We start from the raw sequence: 11,901 nt of genomic DNA, 5'->3' as shown, positions 1-11,901 counted from the left end.
GGTTACATTCCGAACCCGGAAGCTAAGCCTTACAGCGCCGATGGTACTGCAGGGGGGACCCTGTGGGAGAGTAGGACGCCGCCGAACAATCATTGAGAAAGCCCCGCATCGTATGATGCGGGGCTTTTCTGCGTTTGGTGGGCAGGTGGAGGGCCGGGACGTCCCCTCCCATGCCACTTCATCCCGTTCTGTCAGAGACGTCCTGCGGTTTTCAGAGCGAGGTAGGCGTCGGCCAGGGCCGGCGCCAGGTCGTCCGGGGTCGCGTCCACGACCGTCACGCCGTGGCGGCGGAGTTGCTCCGCAGTGCGGTGGCGTTCGGTCTGAGCCTGGGCCGCGGCTGCGGCGTCGTAAACGGCGTCCGTGTTTCCACGGGCCTTGGCCATCTGTGCGATGTGCGGGTCCGCCACTGACGCCAGCAAGACCGTATGGCGCTGGGTGAGTCGGGGCAGGACGGGGAGCAAACCCTCCTCGATGGGTGTTGCGTCGAGGGTGGTGAGGAGCACGATCAAGGAACGGCGGGGGGCCGTACGCAGGGCTGTCGCGGTGAGTCCGCGGGCGTCTGTTTCGACGAGCTCCGGTTCGAGGGGGGCCATCGCGTTGACCAGGGACGGAAGGACGTCGCCTGCCGCGCGGCCCTGGACGAGGGCACGGGTTCGGCGGTCGTAGGCGAGGAGGTCGACGCGGTCGCCGGCGCGAGAGGCGAGGGCTGCCAGGAGCAGCGCCGCATCCATGGAGGCGTCCAGGCGGGGCGCGTCGCCCACGCGGCCCGCCGAGGTGCGGCCGGTGTCGAGGACCAGAAGGATGTGGCGGTCGCGTTCGGGACGCCAGGTGCGGACGGCGACGGCGGACTGGCGGGCCGTGGCGCGCCAGTCGATGGAGCGGGTGTCGTCGCCGGGGACGTACTCGCGGAGGCTGTCGAACTCCGTGCCTTCGCCTCGGGTGAGGACGCTGGTGCGGCCGTCCAGTTCGCGCAGGCGGGCCAGTTTGGCGGGCAGGTGCTTGCGGCTGGTGAACGGGGGCAGGACACGTACCGTCCAGGGGACTTTGTGGGTGCCCTGGCGGGTGAACAGGCCGAGAGGGCCGTAGGAGCGGATGGTCACGCGGTCGGCCTGGCGATCGCCTCGGCGGGTTGGGCGCAGCCTGGTCGCGACGCGGCGGCGTTCGCCGGGAGGAACCGTCAGGCGGTGGCGGGAGGCCGCCGTCTCCGTGCCGGGCAGCCAGCTGCTGGGCGGCCAGGCGTCGCGCAGGTGCGCGCGGAGGGGGCGGCGGGACGGATTGGTAATCGTGAGAGTGACGTCCGCCGTGTCGCCGAGACGTACCGAGGTGTCGCCGGAGCGGGTCAGTCCCAGGCGGCGTACCGGTGCCGCCAGCGCGAAGTCGCAGGCGCAGGCCGCCACGAGGGGCGCGTTGACGGCCAGGATGCCTGTCCAGCCGGGGTCCCAGATGCCGACGGGGAGGGAGCCTAGGGCCGCGAGGAGTGCGGCGCGTCCGGTGAGTGCCATCAGCGGGGAACGGGGACGTGGGAGAGGATCGCGTTGATGACCGAGTCGGTCGTGACGCCCTCCATCTCCGCCTCCGGGCGGAGCTGCACACGGTGGCGGAGGGTGGGCAGGGCCAGGGCCTTCACGTCGTCGGGGATGACGTAGTCGCGGCCCGTCAGCCATGCCCAGGCGCGCGAGGTGGCCAGCAGGGCCGTGGCGCCTCGCGGGGAGACGCCGAGGGTGAGGGACGGCGACTCGCGGGTGGCGCGGCAGATGTCCACCACGTAGGCCGTGATCTCCGGGGAGACCGTGGTCTTGGCGACCGCGGCGCGGGCCGCGTCCAGGGCGGCAGCGTTCGCGACGGGGCGTACGCCGGCGGCGCGCAGGTCGCGCGGGTTGAAGCCTTCCGCGTGGCGGGTGAGGACGTCGATCTCCTCCTGGCGGGAGGGGAGCGGGACGGTGAGTTTGAGCAGGAAGCGGTCCAGTTGGGCTTCGGGGAGGGGGTAGGTGCCTTCGTACTCGACCGGGTTCTGGGTCGCGACGACCAGGAAGGGGTCGGGGAGCATGCGGGGGGTGCCGTCGACCGTGACCTGGCGTTCCTCCATGGCTTCCAGGAGGGACGACTGGGTCTTCGGCGGGGTGCGGTTGATCTCGTCGGCGAGGAGGAGGTTGGTGAAGACCGGGCCGGGCTGGAAGGAGAACTCGGCGGTGCGGGCGTCGTAGACCAGGGAGCCCGTCACGTCGCTCGGCATTAGGTCAGGGGTGAACTGGACGCGCTTGGTGTCGAGTTCGAGGGAGGCGGCCAGCGCGCGGACGAGGAGGGTCTTGGCGACGCCGGGGACGCCTTCGAGGAGGACGTGGCCGCGGCAGAGCAGGGCGACGACGAGGCCGGTCACGGCGGGATCCTGGCCGACCACGGCCTTGGCGATCTCGGCGCGCAGGGCCTCCAGGGCGGCCCGGGCGGTGCCCGGGTCGCCGCTCTGCCCGGCGTTGTCAGTGGTCGGGTCCATCATGGACGGCGTACCTCTCTTTCGAGGGCGTCGAGTCGGTCGGCGAGTGCGATGAGTGCTGCGTCGTCGCCGGGGGGCGGGCCGAAGAGGAGGGTGTGCAGGGACTGTGCGTCGCCGTGCAGGTGGGCGGAGAGCGCGGGGAGCAGGGCCTCGGGCGTGTGTGCCTGGGCCACGGTGACGCCTACGAGGGGGGCGAGGCGGGTGCGTGTGGTGGAGCGAAGAGCGGCGGCGGCGCGGTCGCGGGCGTTCGCCTTGCGGTAGAGGCGGGCGCGGCCTTCGACGGTTTCGGAGGCGCGGATCGCCACGGGGAGCTTTTCGGGCACGAGGGGGCCGAGCCGGCGTGCCCGCCAGAGGGCGGCCAGGGCTGCCGCGAAAAAGAGCTGCAGTGTGCCCCAGAGCCAGCCCGGGGGGAGCAGGTCGAAGAAGCCGCGTTCGTCCTCTTCGAGGGGCGAGTCGTCGGCGAGCGTGGGGAGGTACCAGACCAGATGGGGGCGGGAGCCGAGGAGTTGGAGGGCGAGCGAGGCGTTGCCCTGCTCGTCGAGGCGGTCGTTGAGGAGGATGTCGGGCGCGCCGAGGACGACGGTGTCGCCGTCTTCGGAGGTGTCCGGGATGCGCAGCAGGGTGGCCAGTCGCTGGCTGGGGTAGCACTGGTCGGCGTCGAGGTGGGTGGTGGTGTAGCGGACGCCGCCCGTGTCGGCGGTGCCCGCGCGCCGGGCGGCGGGCAGGCCGCAGTCGGGGGAGAGCGTCGAGTCGAGGCTGGTGGCCGGGTCGGCGGTGACGCCGGGGGCGAGGCGTTCGACGGAGGCGCTGCCGGCGGCGACCAGGACGGTCCGGCCGCCGGAGCCGGCGAACGCGGAGTGCAGGCGGCTCTGCTGGCGGGGCGTCAGGAGGTCTGGCACCGCGACCAGGAGGGTCGTGTCGGGACCGGCCGCGGCGGCCGCCTCGTCCAGGGTGGTGACCACGCGCGTGTCCACGCCCCGGTCGGCGAGGAGTTCGGCGACGGCGCGGCTGCCGTTGGGGTCGGCGGAGCGCGGGTCGAGTTCGCCGTGGCGGGCGTCGGAGCGGATCACCGCGATCGCGACGGCCGCCGCGAGGAGGAGGACGAGGGCGAGGGCGATGCCTCGCGATCGCGTCCACACCTGGCGGGCGGTGGGCGAGGCCGAGGTGGAGGGGAGCGTGGCCTCGGTGGTCATCCGGCGGCTCCCTGGCGCGTGTTGGCGGCCGTGCTGCGGGCGTTGCTGTCTGCCGGTCGGGGCCTGCTGCGTTCCAGGTCGCCGTCGAGGTCGGCGATGCGGTGGTACGACTGCTCGGTCGCGGACCGGCCGCCGTATGTCACGTCGTCGAAGTCCCGGGCGGCGGCGCGCAGGGGATCGGTGTGGGCGGGCAGGGCGCGGCCGGCTTCGGCGGCGGCCTCGTCGGCGGTGCGGCCGGGGCGGACGTCGAGGAGGGCGCGTTCCTCCAGGGCGCGGACGATGGCGCGCATGCGTTCCTGGACGGCCGGGTTCCAGTGGCCCTGGGCGGCGTGTGCCTCGGCGGCGGCGCGGTGTTCGGCGGCGCTGCGGGGGCGGTCGTCGAACAGGGCGGGGGCGGAGGTGGGTTGGCGGCGCGGGGTGCCCAGGCGCCACCACAGGGCGCCCAGGACCGCGAGGACGGCCAGGACGATGACGACGAGGCCGAGTGTGCCGCCGGGGGTCGCGTTCGAGGCGGCGTCGAGCAGTCGGCCGACCCAGTCCCAGAAGGCGTCCAGGGCGCGCTGGAGGGGGCTGGGGTCGTTCTCGTGGTACATGCGCTTGGACAGTTCGCGCCGGGCCGCCTCCCGCGCGGGGTCGCGCGGGAGGGTGACGGGCGGCTCGTCGCTCGACCGGGCCGACGACAGCGCGGTGATGTCGCCGGTGCGCAGCAACGCCCGTACGACGGTGTCCGGCACCGCTGTGAGAACTCCCCCCTCCGTGCTCACGGCATCAGCTCCCCGGGGTGGTGCCGGGGGCGTCGGAGCCGTAGCCCTGGACACCGGCGGCGCGGGCCAGTTCGAGGTCGAGGGCCTCGCGGCGGATGCGCTGGTCGATGTAGAGCAGGACGGTGACGCCCGCCGTGATCGGGAAGGTGATCATGGAGCCGATCACCGAGCCGATTCCGCTGACGATGAGGAACGTCCAGCCGATGTCGCCGGCGCCGTTGAGGAACCCGGAGACGCCGTCACCGCTGAGGGCGGCGGCGAGGAACGTGAAGGGGATGACGATGATCGACGCGATGACGTTGGCGATGACCGTGGCGAGCAGCTGAATGCCGAAGACCCGCCACCAGGAGCCGCGCACCAGCTTCGTGGAGCGGCTCATCGCCTTCACGATGCCCTGTTTCTCCAGCATCAGCGCGGGCGAGGACAGCGAGAAGCGGATCATCAGCCACAGCGCGACGACGCCGGAGCCGATGATGCCCAGGACGGTGAGGGCGACTCCGGCTCCGCCGCCGCCCGCGACGGTCACGAGGATGCCGGGCAGGGCGCCCGCGGTGACGATGCCGGCGGTGATGAGCATCAGCAGGCAGATCAGGCCGAACAGCTTCAGGACCTGAGGCCGGGCGTCGCGCCATGCCTCGCCGATGGTCACCGACTTGCCGAGCACCGCGCGGCTGGTGACGGTCGTGAGCAGGGCGGTCGCCACGACGGTGCCGATGAGGGTGATCAGGAAGACGACGCCGGAGTCCAGCAGGGCGTCGCCCATGGCGCGGCTCAGTTCGTCCAGCGTGGCGCTCGGGTCGTTGAGGGCGTCGGCGCTGGTGTTGTCCAGTACGAGGCCCTGGAAGAGGACGACCACGATCTCGGTGAGGACCGCGACGGTCAGCGAGATGCCCAGGACCGTGCGCCAGTGGGTGCGCATGGTGGACACGGCGCCGTCGAGGATCTCGCCCACGCCGAGGGGGCGGAGCGGGATCACGCCGGGCTTGGCCGCGGGCGGCGGGCCGCCCCAGCCGCTTCCCCAGGCACCGTGTCCGCCGGGGCCCCCGGGGCCGCCGTAACCGCTGCCGGGGCCCCCGGGGGGCGGGGCGCCCCAGCCCGGACCGGGCGGTGGGGGCGGAGCCTGGCCCGGGCCGGTGGGGCCGGTGGGCGCGGACCACTGGCTGGGTGGCGGCTGCTCCTTGGACCATTTCACGCCGGGGCCCTGCGGGGACGGGCCGGGCTGACCCGGTTGGTCCGCGGGCTGCCGGCCCGGTCGGTCGGCGGGCTCGGCAGGGCCGGACACGCCCGGGTTCTGCCCGTCGGACGGGGCGGATCCGGGCGAGGCCCAGCCCGGAGTGTCGTTCATCGTCGCTCCTTCACGGTGCCCGTCCGCGGTCGCGGTGCCAGGTTGACAGCCATCGTGCCATGGGGTGGTCATCGGCGGACCGGGCGAGGTAGGCGCTGCGTACCTTCAATTGTCCGCGGAAAAAGGGGCAGACTGACCGCATGGCTGATCAGTACGCGCACAGCGGCGAGGACAAGCGGCCGACCGATATCCCGGCGATCCGCTGGGAAGAGCCACCCGAGGGCCCCGTCCTGGTCCTCCTCGACCAGACGAGGCTGCCGGCCGAGGAGGTGGAACTCGTCTGTACAGATGCGCCCGCGCTGGTGGAGGCCATCCGGTCGCTCGCCGTGCGCGGGGCTCCCCTGCTGGGCATCGCGGGGGCGTACGGCGTCGCGCTCGCCGCCGTGCGGGGCTTCGACGTGGACGACGCCGCGAGCGCGCTGGCGAGCGCCCGGCCGACCGCCGTGAACCTCGCGGTCGGGGTACGCCGCGCCCACGCCGCCTACCAGGCGGCGCTCGGCAAGAGCGGTGATCCCGGGGAAGCGGCCGGGGCGGCACTGGAGGCGGCGCGGCGGCTGCATCGCGAGGACGCCGAGGCCAGTGCCCGGATGGCCGAGCACGGGCTGGCGCTGCTGGACGAGCTGCTCCCGGCCGGCGGGCACCGGATCCTCACCCACTGCAACACCGGGTCACTGGTCTCGGGCGGTGAGGGAACGGCGTTCGCCGTAGCGCTCGCCGCGCACCGGACGGGACGGCTGAGGCGGCTGTGGGTCGACGAGACCCGTCCGCTGCTGCAGGGCGCTCGTCTCACGGCGTACGAGGCGGCGCGCAGCGGCATTCCGTACACGCTGCTCACCGACAACGCGGCGGGGTCGCTGTTCGCGGCCGGTGAGGTGGACGCGGTGCTGATCGGGGCGGACCGGATCGCCGCCGACGGGTCGGTGGCGAACAAGGTGGGGAGCTACCCGCTGGCGGTGCTCGCGCGGTACCACCATGTGCCGTTCGTCGTGGTGGCGCCGGTGACGACGATCGACCCGGACACGCCGGACGGGGCGTCCATCGAGGTGGAGCAGCGGCCCGGTCACGAGGTGACCGAGGTGACGGCACCTCAGGTGCCCGTGGCCGGTACGGAAGCCGGTGGCGGGATCCCGGTGGCGCCGCTGGGGACGCAGGCGTACAACCCGGCGTTCGACGTGACCCCACCCGAAATGGTGACGGCGATCGTCACCGAACACGGCGTGGTGTCGCCGGTGACCTCCGAGGCCCTGGCCGAGCTGTGCGCCCGCTCACGTGACGTGACGATCGGGTGACGCTGCGGCGTCGTCCCCGGGCGACGAGGGCGGACCTTGCCGACGGCTACGGGCAAGGGCAGACAGTGACGACGTCGTACGACTATCGTCACTGGTCAGTGAGCTGTCTCACCACTGCCTTCGCCACCGTTATGAGAATGGGATGATGTCGTTTATGAAGGGACGAGTCCTTGTCGTCGACGACGACACCGCACTGGCCGAGATGCTCGGCATTGTGCTGCGTGGTGAGGGTTTCGAGCCGTCTTTCGTCTCCGACGGCGACAAGGCGCTGGCCGCGTTCCGCGAGACCAAGCCGGACCTGGTGCTGCTCGACCTGATGCTGCCGGGCCGGGACGGTATCGAGGTGTGCCGTCTGATCAGGGCGGAGTCCGGGGTGCCGATCGTGATGCTCACGGCCAAGAGCGACACCGTCGATGTCGTCGTGGGCCTCGAGTCGGGTGCCGACGACTACATCGTCAAGCCGTTCAAGCCGAAGGAGCTGGTCGCCCGCATCAGGGCGCGGCTGCGCAGGTCGGAGGAGCCGGCTCCTGAGCAGCTCTCCATCGGCGACCTCGTCATCGACGTGGCCGGCCACTCCGTGAAGCGGGACGGGCAGTCGATCGCGCTGACGCCGCTGGAGTTCGACCTGCTGGTCGCGCTCGCGCGCAAGCCGTGGCAGGTGTTCACGCGCGAGGTGCTGCTGGAGCAGGTGTGGGGCTACCGCCACGCGGCGGACACCCGTCTGGTCAACGTGCATGTGCAGCGGCTGCGTTCCAAGGTCGAGAAGGACCCGGAGAAGCCCGAGATCGTGGTGACCGTGCGTGGTGTCGGTTACAAGGCAGGACCGAGCTGACATGTCCGGGGACAGTGCCGCTTCGGCGCCCGGCCGGTCCGGGGCCCGCGCGGAGCGGCCTGTCGGCCGGAAGACGCCGGGTTCCCGCTGGGGGCGCCTGCTGGAGGGCGGGCTGCTCCAGGGCGGAGTCCAGGGCAGTCCGGTCATCCGGCTGTTCGTGCGCTGGGTGCATCGGCCACTGCTGCCCGTCATGCGGCTGTGGCGGCGCAACATCCAGCTCAAGGTCGTCGTCACGACGCTGCTGATGTCGCTGGGCGTGGTCCTGCTGCTCGGCTTCGTCGTCATCGGGCAGGTCCGCAACGGTCTGCTGGACGCCAAGGTCAAGGCGTCCCAGAGCCAGGCCACCGGCGGGTTCGCGGTGGCCAAGCAGAAGGCCGACGAGGCGGCGAGCGGGACCGGTGACGACGGCACCGCGGTGGACGGGCGGCCCGCGCAGAACGTCATCCAGTGGATGAGCGACCTGGTGTGGTCGCTCTCCAGCGGCGGTCAGGGCGCCTTCGACGTGGTGACGCTGCCCGCGGGCGACGAGAGCGGCGGCGGGCGCGGACCGCGCGCCTCCGGGTACGTGGATCCGTCGGCCAGTGTCCCCGAGGAGCTGCGCTCGCAGGTGAACACCAGCACCGCGGCGGCCCAGAGCTACACGCGCATCGTCTACCTCAACGGCAAGGACTCCCAGCCGGCCCTGGTCATCGGCAAGCAGGTCAACGACCCCAACGGCGATCCGTACGAGCTGTACTACCTCTTCCCGCTCACCCAGGAAGAGAAGTCGCTGAGCCTGGTCAAGGGCACCCTCGCGACCGCCGGGCTCTTCGTCGTCGTGCTGCTCGGGGCCATCGCGTGGCTGGTCGTGCGGCAGGTCGTCACGCCGGTGCGGATGGCGGCGGGGATCGCCGAACGGCTGTCCGCCGGGAAGCTCCAGGAACGGATGAAGGTCACCGGCGAGGACGACATCGCACGGCTCGGCGAGGCTTTCAACAAGATGGCGCAGAACCTGCAGCAGAAGATCAGCCAGCTGGAGGACCTGTCGCGGATGCAGCGCCGGTTCGTGTCGGACGTGTCCCATGAACTGCGGACGCCGCTGACGACCGTACGGATGGCCGCGGACGTCATCCACGAGGCCCGGGAGGACTTCGACCCGGTGACCGCGCGGTCGGCGGAGTTGCTCGCCGACCAGCTCGACCGGTTCGAGTCGCTGCTCGCGGACCTGCTGGAGATCAGCCGTTTCGACGCGGGAGCGGCGGCGCTGGAGGCCGAGCCGATCGACCTCAGGGACGTCGTGCGGCGAGTGGTCAGCGGGGCGGAGCCGCTCGCCGAGCGCAAGGGCACGCAGATCAAGATCGTGGGCGACCAGCAGCCGATCATCGCCGAGGCCGACGCGCGGCGTGTGGAGCGTGTGCTGCGCAACCTCGTCGTCAACGCCGTCGAGCACGGCGAGGGCAGGGACGTCGTCGTCAAGCTCGCCGCGGCCGGCGGCGCGGTCGCGGTCGCGGTCCGCGACTACGGCGTCGGGCTCAAGCCGGGCGAGGCGACCCGCGTCTTCAACCGCTTCTGGCGCGCCGACCCGGCACGCGCGCGTACCACCGGCGGTACCGGCCTCGGGCTGTCCATCGCCCTGGAGGACGCGCGGCTGCACGGCGGCTGGCTGCAGGCGTGGGGCGAGCCGGGCGGCGGCTCGCAGTTCCGGCTGACGCTGCCCAGGACCGCGGACGAGCCGCTGCGGGGCTCCCCGATCCCGCTGGAGCCGAAGGACTCGCGGCGCAACCGCGGACTCGACGATGCGGGGCTGCCGCGCGGCGGTGGACAGAAGACCGCCACCGTTCCGGCGCAGCAGAGCCCGGACCAGGTGTCCGCGAGGGCGGCACGGGATCCGCTCGTGCCGCGCCCGGCGACCGTGGCCCCGGTGGCCGACCCGACGGCGCTGCCGGGCAGCGGCGCGCGCGTGGTGCCCCGCCCGGCCTCGGGCGGCCCCACGCGTCAGGACGACCCGCCCGCTCCCGGGGCGGAGACGGCCCGGGGCGGGACGGTGGGCGGCTCGGACGCCGTCCAGGAGGGCCCCGGCGGGAACATCGGGGACCGGGGTGGGAACACCGGCGGCAGGGACGTGGACAGGCATGGGGAGGCAACGCGTGGGCGCTGACCGCGAGGGGGCGCGTCGACGGACGCCGGCGCGCGCGGTGGCGTACGCCGCCTGTGGTGCGGTCCTGCTGGCGGGATGCGCCTCGATGCCCGACAGCGGGGATCTGCGGGGCGTGGAGTCCACGCCCCGGCAGGACACGCAGGTGCGGGTGTTCGCGATGCCGCCGGGCGAGGACGCCAAGCCGCAGGAGATCGTGCAGGGCTTCCTGGAGGCGCTGACCAGCGACGACCCGGACTACAGGACGGCCCGCCAGTACCTGACCGCCGACGCCGCGAAGGCATGGCGACCGGAGGCGGCCACCACGGTGCTCATGGACGGTCCGAGCACCGAGGCGGACAGCCCGGGAACCCGGGAGGACGCCGACGAGTTCTCGTTCACGCTGACCGGTGCCAAGGTGGCCACGGTCGACGCCCAGCAGTCGTACACGCCCGCCACGGGGCCCTACACCAGCAACGTCCACCTCACGCAGGACAGGAAGACCAGGCAGTGGCGGATCGACACGCTGCCGCAGGGCGTCGTCATGGGCCAGACGGACTTCCAGCGCAACTACATGTCCGTCAACAAGTACTACTTCGCTTCGAACACCGCGGCGGGCGACACGTTCGCACCGCCCACGGCGGTCGCCGACCCGATCTACGTGCGCGAGCGCGTCGATCCCATGACGCAGATCGTGCGCTCCCTCCTCAACGGGCCCACGCGGTGGCTCGGGCCCGTGGTCAGGTCGAGCTTCCCCACCGGCACGGCGCTGAAGAAGGACGTCACGCTCACGCCCGACGACCGCAGCAAGCTGACCGTGCCGCTCAACGACAAGGCGGCCGAGGTCGGCACCGAACGCTGCCAAGAGATGGCCGCCCAGCTGCTGTTCACACTGCGGAACCTCACGCCCGCGGTGGAGGAGGTCGACCTGCGGGCCGGCGGAGCGCAGCTGTGCACGCTCGCCGAGGGCCAGGCCGACACGGTGGCCTCCCGCGGTTCGGTGCAGACCCCCACCTCCGTGTACTGGATCGACGCCAAGCACCGGCTCGTCCGCAGCAGGGCGGGCAGCGACACCATGCAGGCGGACCCGGTGCCCGGGCCCCTGGGCGCGGGGGACACGGCGCTGCGGTCGGTGGCCGTCTCGCGTGACGAGCACAGCGCCGCCGGCGTCGGCCTCGACGGCAGCAGGCTGTACGTCGAGCCGCTGGTGGAGGGCGGTTCGGTCGGGGAGCCCGTGGTGACCAGCCGGGGCAGGACCGAGGACGAGCGGCTGTCGGCGCCGAGCTGGGACGCGCAGGGTGATCTGTGGGTGGCCGACCGCAATCCCCGCGATCCGCGGCTGCTCCTGCTGGAGCAAGGCGAGGAAGAGCCGCTGGAGGTGCTGACGCCGGGCCTGGACGGGCGTGTGCTGGACGTGCGGGTGGCCGCCGACGGGGTGCGGATCGCGCTCGTCGTGGAGAAGGACGGCAAGCGGTCCCTCGTCGTGGGGCTGATCGAGCGGGGCAAGGAGTCGGGCGGGCAGCCGGTGGTCACCGTGGTCGAGCCGCGGTCCGCCACGCCGGAGTTGGAGAAGGTCACCGCCATGTCGTGGGCCGGTGACAGCCGGCTCGTGGTGGTCGGGCGCGAGCATGGGGGCGTGGAGCAGATGCGGTACGTCCAGGTGGACGGTTCGACACCGGACGTGCCGGCGCCCGCGGCCCTGACCGGCGTGAAGGAGGTCACCGCCTCCGGCGACGACCGGCTGCCGCTGGTGGCGTACTCGGTGGACGGGATCGTACGGCTGCCGTCCGGGACGCAGTGGCAGAAGGTCGCGGAAGGGACGGCCCCGGTCTATCCGGGCTAGGCCTGACCGCATCCCGTCGGCACCGGTGAGC

General features: G+C 72.7%; 9 protein-coding genes and 1 rRNA gene. 5 read left to right on the top strand and 5 right to left on the bottom strand.

All coding sequences use genetic code 11. From position 1 onward, the window contains the following. Nucleotides 1-87 (top strand): 5S ribosomal RNA (gene rrf, locus ACFPZJ_RS04180); the annotation flags it as partial. Nucleotides 88-191: 104 nt separating this feature from the next. Here the strand turns inward: rrf and ACFPZJ_RS04175 are convergent. From ACFPZJ_RS04175 to ACFPZJ_RS04155, 5 genes are read right to left on the bottom strand one after another with little or no spacing between them, the layout of a single operon-like run. Continuing rightward, nucleotides 192-1,502 (bottom strand): DUF58 domain-containing protein, encoded by a 1,311-nt coding sequence (locus tag ACFPZJ_RS04175; RefSeq protein ID WP_381017246.1) that lies wholly within the window; start codon nt 1,500-1,502, stop codon nt 192-194. Further along, entirely contained in the window at nt 1,502-2,491 is a 990-nt protein-coding gene (locus tag ACFPZJ_RS04170; RefSeq protein ID WP_381017339.1) for an AAA family ATPase, read from the bottom strand. The genes ACFPZJ_RS04175 and ACFPZJ_RS04170 overlap by 1 nt, the downstream gene beginning before the upstream one ends. Continuing rightward, nucleotides 2,491-3,684, bottom strand: coding sequence for a DUF4350 domain-containing protein (locus ACFPZJ_RS04165; RefSeq protein WP_381017244.1), 1,194 nt, complete (start codon nt 3,682-3,684; stop codon nt 2,491-2,493). Before ACFPZJ_RS04165 ends, ACFPZJ_RS04170 begins: the two co-directional genes overlap by 1 nt. Next, nucleotides 3,681-4,448 carry a DUF4129 domain-containing protein gene (locus ACFPZJ_RS04160; protein WP_381017241.1) on the bottom strand — a complete coding sequence of 256 codons (768 nt, stop codon included), beginning with the start codon at nt 4,446-4,448 and terminating at the stop codon, nt 3,681-3,683. The genes ACFPZJ_RS04165 and ACFPZJ_RS04160 overlap by 4 nt, the downstream gene beginning before the upstream one ends. Before the next feature lie 4 nt (nt 4,449-4,452). Next, the gene (locus tag ACFPZJ_RS04155) at nt 4,453-5,793 is read right to left on the bottom strand and encodes a DUF7847 domain-containing protein (RefSeq protein WP_381017239.1); all 1,341 of its coding nucleotides are present in this window, start codon (nt 5,791-5,793) and stop codon (nt 4,453-4,455) included. A 140-nt stretch (nt 5,794-5,933) separates the two neighbouring features. Here ACFPZJ_RS04155 and mtnA point away from each other — a divergent pair, with 140 nt between their 5' ends. From mtnA to ACFPZJ_RS04135, 4 genes are all read left to right on the top strand, one after another. Beyond that, the gene (gene mtnA, locus ACFPZJ_RS04150; RefSeq protein ID WP_381017237.1) at nt 5,934-7,082 is read left to right on the top strand and encodes an S-methyl-5-thioribose-1-phosphate isomerase; all 1,149 of its coding nucleotides are present in this window, start codon (nt 5,934-5,936) and stop codon (nt 7,080-7,082) included. 142 nt (nt 7,083-7,224) lie between these two features. Then, nucleotides 7,225-7,914, top strand: coding sequence for a two-component system response regulator MtrA (gene mtrA, locus ACFPZJ_RS04145; protein WP_381017235.1), 690 nt, complete (start codon nt 7,225-7,227; stop codon nt 7,912-7,914). Between the two features lies 1 nt (nt 7,915). Further along, nucleotides 7,916-10,051, top strand: a complete 2,136-nt coding sequence (mtrB, locus tag ACFPZJ_RS04140) for an MtrAB system histidine kinase MtrB (RefSeq protein WP_381017231.1) — start codon at nt 7,916-7,918, stop codon at nt 10,049-10,051. Then, nucleotides 10,041-11,870 (top strand): LpqB family beta-propeller domain-containing protein, encoded by a 1,830-nt coding sequence (locus ACFPZJ_RS04135; RefSeq protein WP_381017228.1) that lies wholly within the window; start codon nt 10,041-10,043, stop codon nt 11,868-11,870. Before mtrB ends, ACFPZJ_RS04135 begins: the two co-directional genes overlap by 11 nt. Nucleotides 11,871-11,901 lie beyond the last annotated feature (31 nt).

Source organism: Streptomyces bullii, from assembly GCF_042657145.1.
In the GTDB taxonomy this organism is placed as follows: Bacteria; Actinomycetota; Actinomycetes; order Streptomycetales; family Streptomycetaceae; genus Streptomyces; species Streptomyces bullii.
Note: the sequence above shows the minus strand (reverse complement) of the source record. Positions and strands in the feature narration are given on the sequence as shown.

Excerpts from the sequence above, each read along its gene's own strand:
- mtrB (WP_381017231.1), top strand. The coding sequence starts at position 7,916 with ATGTCCGGGGACAGTGCCGCTTCGGCGCCCGGCCGGTCCGGGGCCCGC.
- mtrA (WP_381017235.1), top strand. The coding sequence starts at position 7,225 with ATGATGTCGTTTATGAAGGGACGAGTCCTTGTCGTCGACGACGACACC.
- ACFPZJ_RS04155 (WP_381017239.1), bottom strand. The coding sequence starts at position 5,793 with ATGAACGACACTCCGGGCTGGGCCTCGCCCGGATCCGCCCCGTCCGAC.
- ACFPZJ_RS04170 (WP_381017339.1), bottom strand. The coding sequence starts at position 2,491 with ATGGACCCGACCACTGACAACGCCGGGCAGAGCGGCGACCCGGGCACC.
- ACFPZJ_RS04175 (WP_381017246.1), bottom strand. The coding sequence starts at position 1,502 with ATGGCACTCACCGGACGCGCCGCACTCCTCGCGGCCCTAGGCTCCCTC.
- mtnA (WP_381017237.1), top strand. The coding sequence starts at position 5,934 with ATGGCTGATCAGTACGCGCACAGCGGCGAGGACAAGCGGCCGACCGAT.
- ACFPZJ_RS04165 (WP_381017244.1), bottom strand. The coding sequence starts at position 3,684 with ATGACCACCGAGGCCACGCTCCCCTCCACCTCGGCCTCGCCCACCGCC.